The 21675-nt window shown below is 55.3% G+C and carries 11 protein-coding genes; 5 read left to right on the top strand and 6 right to left on the bottom strand.

The features are described from left to right. Position 1 precedes the first annotated feature (1 nt). Entirely contained in the window at positions 2–568 is a 567-nt protein-coding gene (locus LT965_RS09765) for a TATA-box-binding protein (protein WP_269782581.1), read from the bottom strand. Between the two features lie 99 nt (positions 569–667). On the opposite strand from LT965_RS09765, the gene LT965_RS09760 reads away from it, so the two are divergent. The 5 genes from LT965_RS09760 to LT965_RS09740 all read left to right on the top strand — a co-directional run bounded on the left by LT965_RS09760 (position 668) and on the right by LT965_RS09740 (position 11737). Further along, complete coding sequence (locus tag LT965_RS09760; protein ID WP_232700611.1) at positions 668–3577, top strand: helicase-related protein; 2910 nt, start codon at positions 668–670, stop codon at positions 3575–3577. 180 nt (positions 3578–3757) lie between these two features. After that, the gene (locus LT965_RS09755; protein ID WP_269782580.1) at positions 3758–5482 is read left to right on the top strand and encodes a DUF2254 family protein; all 1725 of its coding nucleotides are present in this window, start codon (positions 3758–3760) and stop codon (positions 5480–5482) included. A 321-nt stretch (positions 5483–5803) separates the two neighbouring features. Next, a complete protein-coding gene (locus LT965_RS09750) occupies positions 5804–7738 on the top strand; it encodes a hypothetical protein (RefSeq protein ID WP_232700609.1) in 1935 nt (644 codons plus the stop codon). 448 nt (positions 7739–8186) lie between these two features. Beyond that, positions 8187–8561, top strand: coding sequence for a hypothetical protein (locus LT965_RS09745; RefSeq protein ID WP_232700608.1), 375 nt, complete (start codon positions 8187–8189; stop codon positions 8559–8561). A gap of 398 nt (positions 8562–8959) precedes the next feature. Then, a complete protein-coding gene (locus LT965_RS09740; RefSeq protein WP_232700607.1) occupies positions 8960–11737 on the top strand; it encodes a DUF5797 family protein in 2778 nt (925 codons plus the stop codon). 24 nt (positions 11738–11761) lie between these two features. Here LT965_RS09740 and LT965_RS09735 read toward each other — a convergent pair whose 3' ends face one another. The 5 genes from LT965_RS09735 to LT965_RS09715 form a co-directional block, all read right to left on the bottom strand. Then, the gene (locus tag LT965_RS09735; protein ID WP_232700606.1) at positions 11762–13078 is read right to left on the bottom strand and encodes an McrC family protein; all 1317 of its coding nucleotides are present in this window, start codon (positions 13076–13078) and stop codon (positions 11762–11764) included. Then, a complete protein-coding gene (locus tag LT965_RS09730; protein WP_232700605.1) occupies positions 13071–16217 on the bottom strand; it encodes an McrB family protein in 3147 nt (1048 codons plus the stop codon). The genes LT965_RS09735 and LT965_RS09730 overlap by 8 nt, the downstream gene beginning before the upstream one ends. A gap of 345 nt (positions 16218–16562) precedes the next feature. Continuing rightward, entirely contained in the window at positions 16563–16988 is a 426-nt protein-coding gene (locus LT965_RS09725) for a DUF6884 domain-containing protein (RefSeq protein WP_349292023.1), read from the bottom strand. A 222-nt stretch (positions 16989–17210) separates the two neighbouring features. Next, complete coding sequence (locus LT965_RS09720; RefSeq protein ID WP_232700602.1) at positions 17211–18569, bottom strand: hypothetical protein; 1359 nt, start codon at positions 18567–18569, stop codon at positions 17211–17213. Next, complete coding sequence (locus LT965_RS09715) at positions 18562–21591, bottom strand: AAA family ATPase (protein ID WP_232700600.1); 3030 nt, start codon at positions 21589–21591, stop codon at positions 18562–18564. The genes LT965_RS09720 and LT965_RS09715 overlap by 8 nt, the downstream gene beginning before the upstream one ends. Positions 21592–21675 lie beyond the last annotated feature (84 nt).

Genomic DNA, 21675 nt, shown 5'->3' with positions numbered 1-21675 from the left:
GTCAGTTCGGGATTAGCTCGCGTATTGTATCGGCTGCGTTCAAAATTTCTGCTGTGGTTTCTGCACCAGTAATCACTATCTTACCAGAGGCGAAAATAAGTACGACTGGTCCTTTCTCGATTCTATAAACTAATCCTGGGAATTGTTCAGGCTCATACTCTATATTTTCCAGTCCAAGACTGACTGAGAGATAGTTCAAGTCGACCTCTGAACTTAGTTCGAAGGATGAGACAATATTCACAATCTCGATGTTTTCTGTTTCCCCAACATCACTCACGCCAATCTCCTCCAACTCATCCGAAATACACTGATATGAATCTTTCAGGCCATCAATTGAATTTCCACCAGTAAACAGGAGTATTCCTGAACGGGTGACTAATACAGTTGGGAGTTTTTCTGGCCGGAATATTAGACTAGGGTATTGTTCAGGTTCATACGTTGAATTAGGTATTTGTGTCGATAAATAGGACAAGTCAAATTCTATATCAAGATCCAGCTTTGCCACTATATTCGTAATCTCGATTCCAGCCGACGACAGCTCCTGTTCGTTTACTTTAAACGATGACATATAAATGATAAGGGAGGACCCTATTCAGTGCAGAATCCAAGGATTCGATCCGCTGACCGCGAAGCATTTGTAACTATCCCTATCAAGACTAAAGCATTAATGTCTATTGACCTCGCCCCTGGCGACACGATCCTCCTCAACGATAGTGCCGCCGAGGTCATTAAGACCTACTCCGTCGGCGATCTCGACTATCTCCGGGCCTACGTCGAAGACGCCGGCGTGAAAACCGTCTGTATCGACGACGTCAAGGTCGAACCCAAACGCGGTCAGCTTGGGGAACTGCGCTCGGCGTCAGCCGAACAGCTACATCCCGACCACGAGTCGGTCTCGGCCGAGTGGTTCGACCTACGTTCGCAGGCGCTCCAACTTCAAATCGCCCACGAGCAGGGGCAGCTGCTGAGTATCTCGAATTCGCTGGTCCGCCTCGAACCGTATCAGCTCGCCGCAGTCAACTGGGTGATGCAGAAGCTGCGCCAACGTGCGCTCATCGCCGACGACGTCGGCCTTGGGAAGACCATCGAGGCGGGGCTCATCCTCAAAGAGCTCACCGCCCGGAATCGTGCCGACCGCGTCATGTTCGTCGTCCCTGCCCATCTCCAGAAGAAGTGGATTCGTGATATGGACCGCTTCTTCGACATCGACCTCACGCCGGCCGACCGACAGTGGGTTGAAGGCGAACGCCGCCGACTCGGCGACGAGGCCAACATCTGGGACCAAGACCACCAGCAGATGGTCACGAGTCAGGCCTTCCTCCGACAGGACGAGTTCCAGCCTGCCCTCGAGGAAGCGTTCTGGGACGTCGTAATAGTCGACGAGGCCCACAAGGCCGCCAAGCGTGGTGAGTCGCCAAGCGAGACGTCGAAGATGGTCGAACGGGTAACTGGTAACTCTGACTCCCTGCTGCTCCTCAGCGCGACGCCACACGACGGCAAGGGTGAGGCGTTCCGTTCGCTCGTCGAGTACATCGACCCGTTCCTCGTCTCCGAGGACCAGGGTCTCTCGAAGGAGGCCGTCGACCGCGTAATGATTCGTCGCGGGAAGCAAGCGCTGTACGACGATGACGGCGAACGCATTTTCCCCGACCGTGAGGTCAACACCGTTTCCGTGGAGATGACTCACGACGAGCGACAGTTCTACCGCGCGGTTACTGACTACGTCCAGAACGTCTACAACCGCTCCGAGAAGCTGAATGAGCCAGCGGTCGGGTTCGCTATGGCACTGATGCAGAAACGCCTTGTCAGCAGCATCGGCGCCATCCAAGCGACGCTGAGGCGTCGCTTGGGCGACCTCGTCGATGAGCAGTCGACCTCCACGAGCCTCTCGGAGGAGGCGTCCGCGTATCTCGACGGCGAGGACCTCGACGAAGAGGACAAACAACGAGCTGAGGAAGAACTCTCCGCGCTGACCGTCACCGAGAGCGATGCGCAACTCGAAGAAGAGATTGAAACGCTCCGCGACCTCGTCTCGCTCGCTGAGGGCATCTCCGTCGACTCGAAGGCCCAGAAGGTGCGTCGGTACATCCAGCAGCTGCTAGAGGAGCAACCCGACGAGAAACTCCTGCTGTTCACCGAGTATCGCGACACACTGGACTACCTCCTCGACCTCGTCAAGGACGAACCCTGGGCCGACGAGATCCTCGTCATCCACGGTAACGTCGACAAGGAGGAACGTGCCCGCATCGAGGAGGAGTTCAACCACGGCCAGTCCCGATTGCTGTTTGCGACCGACGCAGCCAGCGAGGGCATCGACCTCCAGCACAGCTGCCACATCATGGTGAACTACGAGCTGCCGTGGAACCCGAACCGCCTCGAGCAGCGCATCGGCCGGCTCCACCGCTACGGCCAGGACAAGGAGGTCAAAGTCTGGAACTTCACGTTCGAGGATACGCGCGAGGGCGAGATCTTCGACATGCTCCAGAACAAGGTCGAGAACATCCGCGGCAAACTCGGCAACACGGCTGACGTGTTGGGGATGCTCGACGACATCAACGTCGACTCGCTCATCATGGAGTCCATCCAGAACGACGAACCGGCGAGTGCAACCAAGGAGGAACTCGAGGAGCTCATCGACGAGCGTCAACGCACGCTCCAGGAGTGGTACGAACGCAGCCTCATCGACACGAGCACGTTTGACCAGGAGAGCCGGGAGAAGATCCAGGAGGTGATGGACGAGTCTGAGGATGTCTACGGGACGGAGGCCGACATCCACGAGTTCGTCGAACGCGGCGTCGAGGCGCTCGGTGGCGACGTCGAGAAAGCCGGGAGCAATCTCTACAGGGCCCAGCTGCCACGCTCTCTACGGCAAGGAACGGACGAGGAGTACGGGCCGTTCACGTTCAGCCGAGACTTCGCGATGGACCACGATGGTATCGACTACGTCTCACCCGATGATGATCTGGTCCAGCGGCTAATGCAGCAAATCCTGGATAGTGAGCACGGAGATGTTGGGCTAAAGCTCCTCCCGTTCGTCGACGAACCGGGGATTGCATACAACTACCGCGTGACGTTCGAGGACGGGACGGGCGAGGTCATCCGGGAAGATATGATCCCTGTGTATGTCGATGCCCGCCATCAAGACCCCCGGCAGCGGATGGGTCAGCGTGTTGTTCAGGGTGACAGTATCAAAGGGTCGCCCGATGCGGACCGTGTGCGATCGCTGATACAGAGCCAGGACCAGCTACGAGAAGCCGCGGACCGGTACATCAGCCAGCAGGTCACTTCCTTAAGAGAGGAACTACACGAACGCCGCCGAGAGGAGACCCAGCAAGAACTGGATGACCTTGAGGAGTATGCGGAGGCTGAACGACAGCGGATCGAGGAGTTCATCGAGAACTATGAGCGGAAAGCAGAGGCTGGGTCGAATATGGACATCGCGATCCGGGGTCAACAAGAACGGCTCAACAAACTTGAGCAGCGTATCGAAGACCGTCGCCAAGAACTGCAGCGGAAGGCTCAGGTCATCTCACTTGCGCCAGAGGTAGAGAACGTTTGCTTTGCTCTCCCGGTCTAATCGACTCTAGTAAGTGGGCGAGAACGCCGCCATTTGCCCCGCCAGATCACCAAGGCGGTTGGGAACGTTACCACCAGTATTTGATTTATGAATTTTCACGCAGTAATAGGGAGTTCCGCGGTTATCTTCATATCATACAATTATGTGGTGGTGGTGAAGAAGTCCATATGAGGACTGTGCATGAGTGAACTAAACTGGCGGCGACTACTTCGGGGGCGATTCGAACCTCTAATCGTCCGATATGTTGCCCTATCCATTTCCACGGCTATGGTCTTCGCGACGCTAACCGTTCTTCTAAATCCAGCTGTCGAGAACGAGAATATCACAGCGTTGCTGACAACCTTGGCTACGGCAGAAGCCTCGGTTCTGGCGATCGTATTCTCCGTGACCGTCGTCGCCCTGCAACTTGTTGTGACGCGGTATTCCGCCCGTCTCACCTCACTCTTCGTCAAGGAGCCTCTGTTCCGCACAACATTCGCGCTCTTCGTTGGCGCAATAGCGTTCAACCTGCTCGCTGTCTATCTACTCCCGATACAGAATAGCCGCCTAGTGAACGCGTCCGTTGGGATCGCCTTTGCGCTGGCTGCCGTTTCGACGTTTGCACTCTACCGATTCATCCTGTTGATGATCCAGCGCAGCTCGCCAGATGACCTCATTTCCGTATTAGTTGAACGAGAGCTTGCACCCCATGAATACCTCCCAGAGACCGTTGCGGAGTTCCACGAAATCGAGGTACATCCGATCCGCCCCCTGCACCGAACTATTACTCGGGCAATTGAGCTAGGGGAATATCAAACCGCAGAACAGGGAATCGACGGGCTTCAGGCGGTACTCCTTCGGACCTACGGGTACCTCGAGAGCGAGTGCTCAAAGGAGGAGGCTGCCCAGTATGCTACGGTCGTTTCGACCGAGGTCCTCACGGAGTATATCCCGCCGATCTTGGAGCAGTCATACACCCACGAACAATACGACCTGGTTTCAGGCGCAGTCGGCAATGTGGAGGCGGTCGCTCTCGACGGGCTTGACCGCGGCTTCACTAACGTCACTAAGGATGCTGCTGAGGGGCTCGGAGATGCATTTGATACGGCGCCCTTGACGTGGGAGGGGAATCGGCTTCGAGACCCGGTCAAAGAGTCGCTACTTGAGCTAACAAAAGCCGCAGCGAGAGATGCCAACTACCCGGCGTTTCGAGACGTCTTCCATCCGTTGGATATGCAAATGACGGTTCTCTTGCGACGCAGACCAGATACAAACGTCACGCACAGTCTCGTCGGAGACTATTATAGCCGAGAAATAGTCGAGATATTCGAGGTTCTCGTCGACCGGTACGGGCCTGCTGTGCGAGACCAGGAAATCAATTGGATTTCCCCTACCAAAGAGCGAAAGTGGACTCTTCCTGATGAGGCGAAGCCCCTCAGACACTTCTGGCGGGAATATGCCAGCTTCACAGAAACAGTTCTGCGGTATCGCGTCTCAGAAGAGGAGTACCCGTTTGTTGAAGGCTCGATCGATGATGGCTGGCGACAGTTTGCAAAGCGTGCTGCCAACAGTGGAATCGATGATCTGGCAACCCTATGCTGCATTACGACGATTCAGCTTGCTTACCGTGTCGACCAGCTCGAGGACGGTCGCCTTGGGATGTGGACCAGCAACCTTGCTCGACTCAGACTAGACTACGATCCAGCCATCGTCGACAGGGCATTCGAACTTCTGAAGGCAGGCAAACAGCCAGAGGGCCAAAATATCTCGGTTCGGACCGTTAACCTGGCGTCGACAGATACTGATGAGGGATTCTTTGAACGGTTCTTCAGCACTGGAGAGGAGGACACCCCTTTCGAGAAGTGGCTCGTTGAGCTCGAGAAAGACGTATACGAGCGAATGGAGGAGCTCCGAGAACGAGAATGAGAATGAGAATGACGGGGCACTAGTTGAAGGAGTGTGGTCACGTTCGAATCGCTACCTCCGATAGGCATCCCAAGTTGTTGGGCATCCCTACGGAGTTCCAGCGAGGGTGAGTCGTACTATCTGGTGAGGTAATCTTCGAATAGCGGGTCACAAGCTACTGCAGTACGGTTCGATGAATCCTGAACAACGTGATAGTGGGCATTGTCGCCTGACTGCTTTCGTGGAACGCCAAACCCGGCCAATCCCTTGAATGAGGTGCTTCGTTGCTTACGGGTCGAATAAGCGTGATGATTAACTTCCCATCACTCTACAATTGAATAGATGGTTGGTGCTGATATAGATGAATGCTGTCGGGGCTCCCGCGTAGCAGCTCAACAGGGCGAATTCGCTCAATCGACTGTCTGGGAGGCATGCCGAGACGGAATTCACGATGCAATCAAGGCACAACTCGACGACGAGCAGGCACCGCCAGTAATCATCGACGGCCTGCCCACGATTGGGAAAACACGACACGCGACAGAGATCGCGTTCGATCTAGACGTCCCGGCTGCAATCCTCACTCACCGGTACGAGACGAGGGACGAACACCTTGATCTCGCTGCCGAGCATGATAAAGTGGTTGTTGAGGTCCCGACGCTCGACCGAAGCTGTCCAACCCGAAAAGGAGAGCACGGATCTGAGTGGGCCGAGCGAATCAACGACTATAGGTCGCGAGGTGCCTCACCGACGTACCTTCACTACTATCTGCAGGATACGCTGCCGTGTATGCAGGACGGGGACTGTCCGTACCTCAGACGCTGGGACGCGGTCGAGGCGGCCGACGTCATCGTCGGCGGTCCAGCCCACGCCGCCCTGGAACGTGTGATCGAGGATCGCGTTGTCATTTTCGATGAAGATCCAGGGGATGCCTACCGTACAGAATTCGACGCGAATGAGCTCTCAGCAGCGGTTTCAACATTCCTCAACAAGAACGACGACTTACCCATTGACAACCACTTCGGGTTGATCGCAGCTGCAACAAATGAGGGGATGGAAGCGATAAGAGACAGGATTCGTGACGGACTCTCAGATAACACCTCTATTGCACGCCCAACGGAGGCAGTCGACGATACTGATGGCCATGCCGAGGCGCCGACTGCGGCACTCGCGATGCTCGAACTCGGCGGACCGATTATTGGCGACACAACACCAGCGGAGTATGATTGGGACGATCAGCTTCGGGAAGAAGCAGGACTTGATTATGTCGACCTTCCAGACGGATCACAGGTAGTCTACGATCACGCCGAATCACGGGTCGTCATACGACGACCGCCAGCTCTTGACGATGCCCACGCGGTAGTTGGACTCGACGGAACGCCCGTCGAAGAGCTCTGGCGCGGACGGCTCGGCGTCGACAAAATCGAGAGTTGGCGAATTCTCTGCGACGATTGCCGGGCCAAGTATCTCCGCGACGTCATCGGCTACAAATTCGTACAGACGACCTCGCACGTCAAGCCATACAGTAGTGGTGAATACGTCAATCGGCGGGCTGACTTCGGGGTGATCGAGGCGGTTGCAAATCGGCACGGGACAACACCAGGCGTCATCACAACCAAGAGTGCAGCTAAACGCCTCTTCGAGGAACCACCGAGTGAGCCGTTCATCAACATCGAGCGAGTGACTGACCGAATCCGGGAAGTCAAACATTACGGCGCGCTCCGGAGTAGCAACGACTTCACGGGAACAGAGGTTGGGATCGTACTCGGCTCCCCACATCCAGGCGACAGACCACTCCAGATCACTGCCGCACTAGAAGGCTATACGGCAGTAAGAGACGACGAGAGGAAAGGGACAGACCTCGACTACGGGATTCCTGAGCGACCGTTTCTCCGGCACTATCGCGAACACAAGATTGCCCAAGCCATCCTCCGGTTCGGTCGAACGACGGCTGCAACGGTCTACATCCACACAAGCGTCCTTCCGGAGTGGTTAGCCGAGATGGTCACGGACGGACCGGAGACGGCCGTGATCGAAGAACGCTCCGAGGGACAGCGCGGCGTAATTCGAGCGCTCCTAGATGATGGTCCGGGGACAGCTGCCGAGATCGCGAATCGAGAGGAGGTTTCAATCGGTGAGAAGCAAACCCGGGATTGGCTGAAGCGACTCCAGTCCGAAGGATATGTTTCCCGTGATGATTCACAACCATACACCTGGGGTCCCGACGGTCTGGCCGACGCTCCGCATACGGCCTGCGTACGCCTTCTTGAATCCGAATAGTGGGCGAAATTCTTATCAATCCCCCAGTCTGCTACCGGTTGGTTTTCCGTGGATTCACGAGCAGCTCGCGACGGCCCGCCTCGCGTCTGTTTCACACTATCCGTATTTCCCATCTCAAACGCTGAACCTACCCCTCTACGTCCGGACAGCGCTGGTTCCCCTCCTCCAAACTGAGCCACTCCGTATAGAACTCTATACGTCCTACCTCAGACTCCCTTACTTTCCCCCTCTTTTCCAGCAGAACTAGTCTCTAAACGATTCACTATGACTTCTCCCTGTCCCTTTCTAAACGGCACTTGGGCTTCCATCGTTGTAATCGATATCTATTCCGTCGGTGAATTTCCCGGGGTCATCGGACTATCGCGAGGCGGGCCGGCGCGGGGGCGCGCCTCACCGAAGGTGGAGCGCGCCCGTCGCGAGGTTGCGACGGGGCGCGCGGCCACCGACAATGAGATCGCAACGCAACGTCCACACGACGGACACGACCGATGAACAGACGACCGGCCCGACGCCCCGGTTTGAACAACCACTCAGTGACAACCAGATCTGGACGATGCTCCAGACGGCCGCAAACAGCGCCCGAATCATGCCGATCGTGGAGGGAGACTGGGAGTCATCAACCCGCTCGTACAAGACATCTGAAGACGCAGCCCGGGCGCTCGTCTTCGACCTGAGCTTCTACGCCGACTATCGGTTCAGCCAGGTTCGACGGCTGTTCAAGCAGACCGCAATGCAAGACGTCTTCACCACAACGGAAATCGACGACATCGTTGAGGAGGCCTACTCCCGGCAAGGCGGACGAAGCTATCCAACGTTCGTATAGTGGTGAGGTAAGCTGTCTCTCGGGGCGGAGACAGGGGAGCGTCTATGGAATCCGGGACCAAAGAGGAGAACCGCTGGCACCGGAGGGAACATGCATCGTAGACACCCCAATCGCCCTCTAGGGACGGACGACACACGTTCCTTGCGTGCTTCCGAATCAGGAGAGAGCCATCTAGACGCCCGGTTGTAAAAGGGGTATATTAGTCGCAAGTAACGTCATGCACGAGAGTACTCGTCGCCACCGAGACATTCCAGAAGCCGCCCAAAGTGAAATGCAGCCATCCTATCAGTATTGTCTTAAATGAATTAAGACCGGGACGGTTCTCATGCTCGTAGCATCCAGGTAATGGTATAGTGCGTAAAAAGTGTTATCTGGTTGTATGTATTCGTTCTTGAGAGATGGCACCAAGGGGCTCGGAGTACCGGGACTTCGAGGAGTACGAGGAAGACCGTCTCTCGGGGAAAGATACGTTAGAACAGCTGCTGCTGATGGATAGTGAGCTCGCGAACTACGCTCATCTCGACCGGTATATTGGCCCATTACACCCGGCGGATCTACAGTTCATGCGGGACGCGTACGACGAACTCTTCTCTGAGTTCATCGGTGAACGACTCGGTACAGGAGAGCAAGCAGCCGACGATGGGGCGGGATTCGCCGAGTTCAGAGAAGGAATCGCGGACCTGAATCGGACCCTGAGAACCCATCACAGCGGAGAGCTCGATGTTCTTGCGGAATCGGCAGAGCGACTCCTAACCAAGTATCTCCGACGGAATGGCCTCGACCCGAGCCAGATGGAGCTCGACCACATGAACCGGGATGGAACGCTCTATCTGTTAGAGCTCTATGCGACGGCACTCCAACAGGAGGTACACGGCGATGCGGATCTCCTAACCAAACTCCAGAGCGCGGTCGACAAGTACAACGAGTTAGACCACGAGGAGCTTGTCGATTCCCTCCGGTACCCGGTGTTGATGGTCTCACTCTGGAAGAACCAGCGCGAAGGCCTTGAAGCATGGCTGTCTACAGGCCGACACGGCGTTTTGGAGATGGCGACGGCTACAGGAAAAACGGTCGCCGGTATCGGGGCAATCGCGCAGCTCTGTGGCGTTCTCCCGAACCACAATTTCGACGTTTGGGAACAAGCCGAACGGACAGAAGACGCGTCCATCGCCGTCATCGCGCACTCGAACGCGATTCTGAGCCAGTGGGAGCGAGAAATCCGGGATCTCCTAGGTCTGAACATTTCCGGTGCGGATCGCAGTGGCCAACCCGAGACGTTAGAATTCTCGACTGGGTCCGTCGATTTCCATACAATCCATTCAATACAGCCTCGATACGGTGGCGCACCCGAGAGGACGTATGACCTCGTCATCTGTGACGAGGCCCATCACTACTCGAACACGGGTGAGGGTGGGTTCGGAGCTGCCCTTGACGACGTCGATACCGAGGCGATGCTGGGGCTCTCAGCGACGCTCGGTCGTGAAGGAGGGAAGAAGCGATCTGAGCTTGAATCTCTTCTCGGCGAGGTCGTCTACACGTACTCTGTCGAAGATGCCCAGCAGGATGGCGTCATTCCGGACTTTGAGTGGACTGTTCATCCAACCGCCCTCGAAACCTCTGAAGCCGATGAGTGGGAACAGAAGACCAACCGCATCACGAACCTCTTCAAGACCGTTCGCTACTCCGATAAGTCAACGGCGCTCGTGCGCCGTCTCGATGTACCGTTCAATGAGTTCCAGGACATGGGGGATTTCATCCGCGCACACAAGGCTGCGAACATCGAGCAAGCCACCGTCCCGGACTCGTGGCAGAATCTCCACGCCGCAATCATGGACAGAAACATGATTCGACATCGCTCCCGCCCTAAACTTGACGCCGCAATCAGGCTTGCGGAGAACTACCTTACTGCGGAGGGAGAGGGCATCAAAATCGTAATGTTCACAATGAACATCGCGATGGTGGACGAGATCGAAGATCAACTCTCCAGTGTCTGTGACGACGTGTACGCAGTCCACAGTCAGGTCGCATCGTCTACCAAGAAGAAAGACCAGATCGTCCGGAATCGCATCGACCGCTTCAAAGATGCCGATAACGGCGTGTTGGTCGCACCGAAGCTACTCGATGAGGGTATCGACGTTCCGGATGCGGAAGTCGGAATCAACGTCGCCGGAACGAAAACGGAGCTCCAACTCATCCAACGGATGGGGCGGATTCTCCGGCGACACGGCGATCAACGACCGCACTTCCATCACTACGTCGCCGTTCCTGACGAGCAGCATCTTGATGGCGTCGACGGGAAGGCATTCGCTCAGGAACTTCACTGGGTCCGAGAGCTCGGGGAACGAATCGGCCAGCAGCCCGATTTCGAGTCGGCAGCAATCGACCCGGCCGTCGTTGCTCGTGCAAAGCGGCGAGGGAATGAACTCTGGGCCGAGGAACTCGTCGACGAGGAATCCGTCGAAACAATCGACGGGCCACTTAACCTCCAAGAGATCATCGATACCGTAACGGTCCCGGTTGCCAACGCATTCCTCGAGTACATCGACTTCGAAGACGGTGGGCTCTCGGAACGCCAGTGGGAGACAGCAATGCAGTATGTCCGCGAGCAGTCGGTTCTCTCACCTAGTGACCTCCAACAGCTCTGGTGGCTCTATCCGATCTACCAAGACGAGCCGATAACTCTGAAACGTCTTCTCACAGCGGCTCGAGAGAAACAGACGGATTTAGAGGAGATCGAAATAACCACCTCACAGACGACCGGTTTAGAATCATCTACCTCGCCAAGCACAGATTCAACGGATACTGACGACAACGGCCCGATCTCGAAAGACCCGGACTCAGGTGCGAAGTACACGACAGGCGGGGCGCTGAGTAGAGATGATGATACAGACGAAGAGGAGGATACTGCTGAGACAGCGGTGGAACGTCCAAACGCCGAGCTCCGGGCAGAGTACGATCTATCGATGCAAGACCTCCAGCGCCTCCACGACATTCATGAGGTCCAGCCGACGAAAAACGCAGAACTATGCTCACTCTGGGGATACAGTTCTGGATCAGATCTCTACAGCTATCTCCGCCAGTCCCTGCTCGAGTATTTCGAGCGAAATGAGAACGGCCTCATTGTGCTCAACGACGACGGTGAAGGAATCGTATCCAAGAGCCGCGAGGAGCGGTAACGTAGCATCCTGCAGGAGCTTCAACTATCGTAGAGCGGTTCCGGAACCCCCTACAAGGAATTGCTCGAACAGCTCTTCCACACTTCCTTCGAGAGCCTGAACGTAGTCGTCGTAGGAACTGGCATCCGAGTCAGTCGCCACTGCGAAGGAGTGCAGCGAATACCCTCCGACTGTGGAGGGGGGTATTCCCACTCGTCCACCGGGGTAGACGAGTACGCCAGGAACTTCGAGGGAGAGAATGTAGGACGTCAGTTGGTACACGTCTCTGGACGACGGCGAGTGCGGGTTCGTTTTCCACTTCGCATCAGCGACGAATACCGGCCGCTCGTCCGTTGTTCGGACGAGCACGTCCGGCTGCATCGAAACAGCATGTGGCCCGTCGACAAGATCTGGAATCGCGGCCTGACCGTAGACACGAAGATCCCTTCGGTCTCGTGCGACCGATCGAAAGGCTCGTTCAATAATCCGTTCAAAGACAGTGTTCATATTCACGAACAACGCCAGAGAGCGCTGGTTTCCAGCACGAATATCCTCGAAGAACTCACGCTCTAACACCAGCGTCACCAGTTCGAGGAGTGCCGCATAGTGGTTGTTCAGCCGCGAGAGTTCAATACGACGAACGGCCGCGGGCTGGACTGACGCCACGCTAACGAACTCCCGGAGTTGTCGCTCCTGTGCCCGGAGTTGGCTTGTAAGGCCATCATCGCCCACGAGCTTGATGAGCACTCGAAGTGCCGCTAATACTGCCTGATTCAGGTCGTTATCTTCCGTAAACGCCTCGTAATTGACTGCGAAGTCGGTCGTGACGGGTGAGGGGCGCTGGAGTTGTCGCTGGACGTCGATGCGACCCTTTACGCGTTCCTCAACACTGCTCGTGGGGACATAATCCCGGTGGAGGCCCTGGGACAACACCGAGCGGAGTTCAGTCCGAAATAGGATGCCAATCGCGTCGAAAAACGACGATGCGCTCGTGAAGTCAGTCTCCAGGTCAGTCGAATCAACCGGCGTGTCGAACGCATACTGGAGCGCCCACAGTAATCGGGTAACCGTCCGTTTCGGGGTGACTTCAACGCGAACCCCACTCGGGAGCGTGAGCACCCCCACGAACGAGTCACTAGATAGAGTTACCTGTCCGTCGCTCCCGAAGGACACCCCGAGTGGCGCGGCCCCGAACCGCTGCTCCATGCTCTCCAGAAACTCGGCGTCGGCCTCTGAGACCGGGAAAGACTCTGTCGTCTCATGTTCCCCAAGCGAGATTGGCTCGGATGGAGGCTCAGTCTCGGTGCCTGCGGCCTCGTCGATACGTGGACCAAGCCCACCGAGTGGGAGGAGCTCAGTCATGCTGGTGTTCGCGTGCCCGATCAACGAACTCACGAAGACCCTCGATGAGGTCGTCGACATCTGCTTGGGAAAGATCTTGGACAACGAGTTCAGGACTTTCGAAGTCACCATCTTCCCCATCCGCTGGGTTCCTCTCGTGTTGATAGCCAGTAACCGACTCGAAGACCGGTGCAGCCTCGTCGACGAACGCCGGCGAGACCTCGCTGTCGTCGTTCGAGAGGAGCCAGTCCCACCGGAAGCCAATCGTTCCGTCTTGCTCAATCTGGACTATCCCGACGGAAGGATTCACTTCCTCCGCTTTCACCATCAGACTCGCGTAGTCACCATCGCCGGGATCAAGCCGGGCGATCTCGTCACCGACATCGATGAGTTGACCGAGTTTTTCAGCGTTCGCCGGATCAAGTGTTGACAAAATCCGCTCACGAAACGCCTCAGGTGTTCGTTCCCCCTTCCCCCATGCGTCGTCGTCGGAGTCAGCACTCGGCCCTCCAGTTAATTCATGCTCGTACCCGGAGAGTCCAACCGGGTTCTCGATGCCACTGAGCGTACAAAGCGCTCTATAGAGGTCGTCAGCAGTGAATGGCTGAATACGCTCAGTATCCCACTCGACTAGTGTCTCGCCAGTTCCGTGGAGGAGGTTCTCTCGCAGCCGATTGAACTGCCCGAAGTAGTATTCCTCCAGTTGGGGAAGAATGTCGAAGCGCCACGCGTCGACGACTGCGGCCCGCGACTCGTGTTCAAGGAGATATGTGTGGCCGAGCTGTTTGCCCTTCCCGAGCTGTGGTGCATCCAGAATACGCTCGTTTAGCTCGTCCACCGCCAGCACACTCGCTGCAAGGAGGCGGTCCCGGTCAGAGATAGTTCCCTGCGGTGCTTTGAGCAATTCTTCAGGATCGGCACTGGCGTCGATAGTGTCGGATTGTTCGAAGACGACGTCGAGGTTCGGTGAAAAGTCAATGAACCGGAATCGGCGGCGGAGGGCGGTATCGACCAGCGAGATCGACTGGTCGGCAGTATTCATCGTTCCGATAATGTATAGGTTCGAGGGAAGTGTGAACGGATCGCCAGAATGAGCAAGATCGACCTTGTAGCTCCCTCGTTTGTCCGCCTCGAGGAGGGTGATGATTTCCCCGAGGATCTGGGCGAGATTCCCACGGTTGATCTCGTCGATAATTAGAATGAACGGTGGTGGACGCTCACCCGTTGGCGTTGCCTCCAAAGCATCGGTCGCGTCCTCGACGATTTCTTTCAACACGCCGTCTTCGATGTCGTATGTAACATTTCCTGACGTCGTCGCGTTGGCGGTCAGTCCCTCGATGAAGTCCTCGTAGGAGAAGGAGGGATGGAACGTGACCGACCTGATCTGGTTCGCTTCGGGCTTACCTTTAGTTTTCTCGTGAACCCACCGTTTCGCGAAGCGCGTCGCATCGAAGGTCTTCCCGGTTCCGGGAGGCCCATAGAACACCACCTGTTTGTTCTGGATGAGTTGGCGTTCAATCTCTGCAGAACTATCCGGTTTGGCCGGGAGTTCAACGGTATCGGTCGATGTATCCTGACCTGGATCGACATCGACTCTGCTGAGGAGGAAGTTCGCGGCTGACTCCGATAGATCTGCAAGATATGCTTGTGCGAGGTGGTCGTTCGAATTTATCGGGTAGTATTCCTCTGTTCGGTACTTTTCTTGGCCGAGCATTTCCTTCAGCTCGGTGTCGACCGGCAGTGGCTCGTCGAACCAGTGGAAGTCAACGTCGCTTCGTTGGTACTCTTGGTTGTGGAATGAGTAGGTTTCGTGAGCTCCCGTAGCGATTGAGTAGCCGAGTAGTTCATCATCGAAATTATGGAAGATGACATCTCCTTCTACTACTCGCTCGAGGTCATGGTGCCAGGTGTTGTCGACCTTGGCTCGCAGATATTCATCTCGGATTTCATCTTGGTTGCCTTGATTGACCCAGAACGGGTTGGCATCCGTTCCAGCGAGTTCCTTTAACGTCGTTGCTGATTCGCCACCATCAGTACCGGTGTCGGTCTTGGCGTCGAGGACTGTCCGGTAGAGGCGGATTGCAGCATCAGACGATTCGTTCCTGATACTCGACTCGTCAACCTTGTCGATGACGTTGAAGAGTTGGTCTACCTCGAGATGGATCGGCACTTTCAGTTCATGATCGGCTTTGGCTGTCGCATGACCAACTACTTGCTCGTACGTTTGAAGGAAATCTTCGAACTCCTCGACGCCTTCTGCGTAGGAACCTGGTTGTTCGTAGCCAAAGAAGGCTAGTCCGCTCTCGGTCGCGGCGTTGATAATCGGATACTCCTCGATGTGAAAGTTTCCGAAGAGCTCCCGAACCGTCGTCTTCCCACCCAGTTTGGACTCCCACCGATCGTCGTAGTGGTCAGTATCGCGAATTTCTTTGATGAGGTCTGCAAGATCATCAATCGAACTGTCCCACTTGGACAGTATGTTCTCGGCATTACCACGTTGGATGGCGGCATGCATCCGGTCCCACATCAACTTGAATCGTTCCGGTGTGGGGTCGTCGATGAAAGTGCTTGCTCGCTCTCGAATATCTTTCGTCCGGTCGTGCTTCTCGAAATCAAACTCCTCGCCAGCGGTGTGGTTAACCGCGACTTCCCGCCACTCTTCGAGAACCTCCTGCTGTTCGTTAGTCAACACCGTGGGTAACTCACTACCATCGCTAATAATGCCGTACACCCGGTTAATCGCCTGTTCGTCGGGGTTACTAATCGGCATTACTGACTGTCGAGGTGCATGCGCCTCGGGATATTCTAGGATGCGGTTGACTTTCGCCCGATTGTAGCCATTGTTGGGGTGACGCCAATGCTCCCAATCGACGCCAACGTGGAACTCTTCAACATCGTCCTCTGGGGCCACCTTCTTTTCAGGATCGGTGACACCGTCTCCACTCCACGGCTTCGAAATAGTCCCAACGCCAATGTAGGTGCCTGATGGTTGATCGTACATCAGGACCCGATCACCCTCGCTCAAGGGCTGAAGCTGTTCACCGTAGTCCGACCTATCGTCAAACGTTGCGGCCACGCTGACATCCTCGAATAATCGACCGAAATCAATTATATGGCCATGTTGTCGATTAGTATGAATGAAGTAAGACCCGGTCATCATCGTGACCAGTTGGTCGTATGTTAGATAAAACCAGCCACTTAGGTTTCAGACGATATTTACATATCGTTGAGAGGATGCTATTGTGGTTGATCCCTCTAGAGTACCTTTGACTTCGTGTGCTTCTACCCACTCGACTGGGGCTCACTCTCATCTTCAGGAACGACTGATGAGATTGAGGAGGAGTTCAGTTCCGACAATGCTGCACTCGAAACTTTACTAGATACGGCAAGTGTACCAGGAACAGAGGACACCCCTCAATTAGAGCAGGGTAGATCGGGATGCAGGTGCCTTACTTCGATTGAGTGGTGTAGGGTGATTCCCCGTTCTACACATTTTCGAGCCCCGTCAGAGTCGCTCCTTGTACCAGGCTTTCTTCTCCCCAATGTATAGTCCCTCTGTAGGGATCTCAACTGCGACTCCTGAGTCCTTGATGAGAGGTAGCAACTCTTCGTAGTAATTCTTCCCGGCGTGAAGGACAAGAGTAGTATCTTCGGATAGTAATCCAGCTTCGGTTAATTGCTCGGCTACACGGTTGCTCCACTCACGTTTCTTTGCCACTGATGCGCCCGTGAGTGTCTCTTCATAGGGCTCTATTTGTGCCCCATCCGGATTCAGAAGGCCGTGTTCCGCCGAAAGTATCCACCAGTCATCGTGGAATCTTTCGGCATACGCTCGCATTTTACGGAAGTAATCGGAGGTATAGAGGTCCTTAGGTATGGCCGGCTCACTTCGTTTCGTCTTCACACAACTGACGAGGCCAATATCAGCCATAGATACTCGAAGAACAGGAGGGAGACCGCCTTAATACCTGACATAGGTTCCATCCTATTCCTCAACAATAGGTGAAGTCCACCATCAGTCGTCACGCCAGAAAGCCAATCCCTCCAAGAAAAATTGGCACGGATTGGGTTACCCAGCACGCATAAAGAAGTATGGCCTCGGGAGCCAGTGAGCATCCGTTTGGTCCCCTAGAAGTGGTTCAAGGCCGAGAGATCAAAGAATGTTCTCGAGGACGTGCTGGAGTTGTTCATCGATTTCTGAGGCTTGGAGGATCGTGATCTCATTGTCTTTTTGTGCTTCAAAGGAAGCCGTCTCAGAGTCTAGGTCCTGAATGACGAGCAGGCCGTTCCAGCCGTCTCCGAATACATCTTCAGATTCGTCGGTGAACACGAATTCATCGTCTAATCGGAGGAACGCGACGTATTCGAGCGTCTCTTTGATCCCCTGCCTGATCGTCTTCGTGCGAGTACTGTTCTTCACCTCCGTAATCAGGTACTCATACGTTCCATTCCCGGAGATGATCTCAAGCACAATGATGTCCGGACGACCAGTATGATTCTGGAACTCTCTGTCCGTAAAGTACGAATCGGCAACCTCCTGAGCTACAAGTTGGACGCGGTCAGTTCGAGACAGTGAATCTGAGTCGCGGTCAACGCCAGCCCGAAACGAGAGGTCTCTGTCTCGCGCAGAGTTATCGTGATAGATGGCGATTTCTGTTTCTGCTTCCGTTTCCCCGGTAAAGTGCGCGACCTCCTGGTGATCTGACGCAATAGTTTCGAGCGTGAATGAACCCTCCCGCATTGCATCGATCGTTGAGATGAACCGGAAGAGAACGAATAGCTCGAACAGCACGTCCTCGTCATCCGGTGTTACCGCTGTCTCAGCTAGCAACTCCCGGAGTAGTGCTTCATCGCCATCGAATAGGCGTTGACGCTTCCGAAGAAGGCGTGCAGCCTGGCGATAGACCGGTTGCCGTGAGCTTTCAGCCTGCGTGAGCATTCGCTCGGTTGGCTCATATGAGGCTGGCTCGCGAATACGGCGCACGTGGACGTTCCGCTCGACGAGGTTCGTGAGCTCATCAATGAGTTCCTCGTCACCGCGCCAAGTTTCCTCCACCCATGTATAGTCGGACCGGAGGTAGGACTCAGCCGCTGAAAGCGTCTCATAAATTACCGCAAGCAAACGCTTCAGAACAAGATTCTCAGGGATATCATAGTTCTTAGAGCGGTTCTCGCATACGAAGATGCTGCGGTCATTCGGGTACTCCGAATACCGCTTTTTCGTCGTGGCCGACCAGTCGATTCGACCATTCACAGCACCTCGTGTAGTGTGTGAGACATTCTGGGTTTCCGTCCGAATTGAGCGCACGTGTTTCGGGAGTTCACGAACGAATGACGTCACATCGTCCTGCAGGATGAAATGCAGATCCAGGAGCAATTCGTATTCCTTAAAGCGGTCATCTAACTCATCTGGCTTGAGTGTAGCCGCAATTTCTCGCTCTGGAAATGCGCCCTGCATCGCGTACGCAAGGATGTCCTCGGTGAGGCTATCGAGAAGGTCGTCTTTATGCATGCTCGAGGGAGTCGACCTGCAGCATATCCTGGGCCGCACGCTCAATCTCACTCCCATCAATGGTGTTCACTTGAGCAATCGCGTTGAGGATATCCCGGCGCTCAGGGACGCCCTCTAGCTGGGGGAACACGAAGCTGATGACGGCCTGCGTTAGATGGGTTGTGAGGCGATCGTTCCCTTGGGCCACGTACCGGAGCATATCTTCAATGATTGCGGGCCCTATCGAGCGGTTCTCGACTGCTGTGTTGGTTGCACGCCAGACTTGCCCGACCGCAGTCCGCTCATTCTCGTCCGGGTCCAGGTCATCCCAAACGGACGTGTACCGCGCAATCAGAGCATCTAACTCCTCGGGGTCGGCGGGGAGGTCAGGGACTTCGACGCGGATGAACGCGAAGCGCCGCATGAAGGCGTAACTCATCTCGTACAATGATGTCTTATCGTACGTGTTCATCGTCGCGAAGATCCGCCAGGACTCCGGGACCACATACTGATGGGACGCTGGCTTCCCTGAGAGGCCAGTCGCGTTCTGTAATTCAACTTCCTGCCCATCCTTCAGGTATGGAAGCTGGACAGACTGACCCGAGAGAACAGTGAAGAGTTGCCCGAATGCTTTGTCGATATCTGCGCGATTCAGCTCGTCAATAATGAGCGGCTCGTTGCGCTGCATCTCCGGACGACGACCCTTGAATCGGTTCAGAACGACGCCCGGTGAGAACTCTAGTTCATCCGAATCCGAGTCTGAGCCGTCCGGCATGTATCCTCCGACGGTATCGAACGTCGACCAATCCGCCGTTGCCGTTGTCAGCTGTGAATCCGTGTACAGATCCGGGCTTGAATCCACAAGATAGGACGCAACTCGACGAGCTACCTCTGTCTTCCCAGTCCCAGGTGGACCAGTAAAGATCACGTGTTTTCCAGCCCGAAGGGCTTGACCAACTTGTGAAACTAACTCTTGGCCCCGGTCTCCCTCAAAATGCAGGCCATCGAGAATTGTCGCCTGATCTAAGGCCCCTTCGAAATCTCGAACCAGGTCTATCGGGGGAACAGGAGTGAGTGTTCCGCTCTTGGCCATCGCTTCGAGTAGAATACGGGGCCGCTCATGATCAGGCTCGCTTTGTTCGTCGAGAAACGGTGAGAATCGCCCTGAGACCGCCAGACCACGCCCAGTCCTGGATTCACAAAGGTCAACAGCAGTATCGTATTGAAGCAGGTTCGCAGTGAGCGCCTCGAAAGCAGACTCCAGGGACTTAGGCGTCGTCGACTCCGTTATTGGATTCGAATCGGGCAAAGCGTCATCATTCCCCGTGAGATAGACCGCGTTGAAGCTAGCGATAAGGGGGAAAGACTCGTTATTGTGGTGTTCATCCCACCACCACGGATCAGTCGAGGGCTTCCGAGTTAGATTGCCAACGACACCGGCACCGATGAATCCGCTCGCGTATTCCCCGGTCGTATCGAGGTCGGTTTGCTGGCAGTAGAAGAGTACAACGTCATCGGGGTTGAGGCGACTCCAGTCGTCTTCGTCCTCTGCTTCGAAGGAGATCGCGCCACTAGCAATGCTGGTGAGCCAGTACTCAGGCGGCGCAGAAAACCGGTACACACCAGCGTGCTCGTGCTTACTCAGATGCGTGAAGAGCGCGTGATCCACAGACGCGGTTCGACCAGATTCGGTTCGGAGGTCGTAGTTGTGCTCGAAGAGCAAGGAGAGTTTAACGTGATTTGCGTTCGCTCGGAGTCCATGCTGGGTTTGAAGGTGACGCAAGAGCACCATGAAGAGGGTTTGAGCTGGTGAGAGCGAGTCAAGGCGGCCGTTCCCGATCTCATCCGAAATGGCCTCCAGGTCAGTTTTGCACTCCTCGAAGAGGTCGCGAATTTGTTCGAAGGCGGCTTCCTGAGCTGGCCCAACAGTGGTATTAGGACCGAAGTTCCGGAAGGCCGTTGTCCAGTCCTCAATAATCGAGCGGGCTAGTTGCTCAGTGAACCACTGAGTTCGGTTTTCACTTACCTGGGTGAGTCGAGTCGTAATATCTTCTGTCGCCTCACTCACAGAGTCATACGACGTGACTGATGGGGGAACCTCTGGGGAGACGATTCGATTGTAGTCCGATTCTGGGATTTTGATGATGCCATACTGGATGGGGAAGTTGGGTTCAAGGTCGTCCCGAACTGCATCGAAGGAAACGGGGTTGATCTCGTTGTGACCCGAAATGGTGGCGAAGTAGTGTGTGGTACCGTCGCGGGTTTCTGAGGCGATGTCCGTGATCGCACCTTTTGCGTAGAATTCCTCATCCTCGAGGCAGACGAATTTCGCGGACCCTACAGCCTCACGGAGCTGTCTTGAACCGGGGATACCTTCCTTGAAGTGGTATTCTTCACTAGGTTTGTCTTCGTACTCGCCACCACCAGTTCTTAGGATGAAATACGAATCCGTCCCTCCATTCGACGTAGCGGAACCGGGTTCTGCAGAGAGGATCGACTCTATTGGCTCATCGACCTCGAATCCCAGAATGTGTTCCCAAATATCACCGACTTCTCTCCGGAGGGATTCCACGCGATCTGAGGAAACCCGTGCGAGGCCGCGGCGAGTGAAGTTTTCCTTGTAACCAAACCAGTCCCAGACAGTTGGCTTTGTAATTGCGAGATGCGTGTAATCCGTGAGCGTATAGATGAATTCGCTATCCTCGTTATCCCAGATATAGTCGCCTGCTTCCGGGCTTCGGATGGTATCCTTGATTCGGCCGGCAGCGAAAAACCAGCCCTCAGAGTAGAACAACATGATATCCCCCGGCGTGAGTTTCCCCCACATCGATTCGTTGCGTTCCCCACTCTGCGTCCCCCAGATCCTCGTTGAATCCAATTCCTCGAGAGCACGAGGGAGGTCACGGCTGTCGTTGAAAGTTATCCGATTGTCGACGGTACGCTTGAATTCATCGAGCCATCGACTCCGGTTGACAGGCATCATGAAGACCTGGGGCTCACCCTCGCTCAGATCGTCTTCAGTGAGACGGGTTTGTTGATCCATTAAAGAAACACCACTCCAATGATACCTACCTGTGTGGGGCGGGGGTTAATGAAATCCCCGACAAGGACAGACAACCAACAAGAC

Source organism: Halobacterium wangiae (assembly GCF_021249345.1).
Lineage (GTDB): Archaea > Halobacteriota > Halobacteria > Halobacteriales > Halobacteriaceae > Halobacterium > Halobacterium wangiae.
This window is presented reverse-complemented; position numbering and strand designations above follow the sequence as displayed.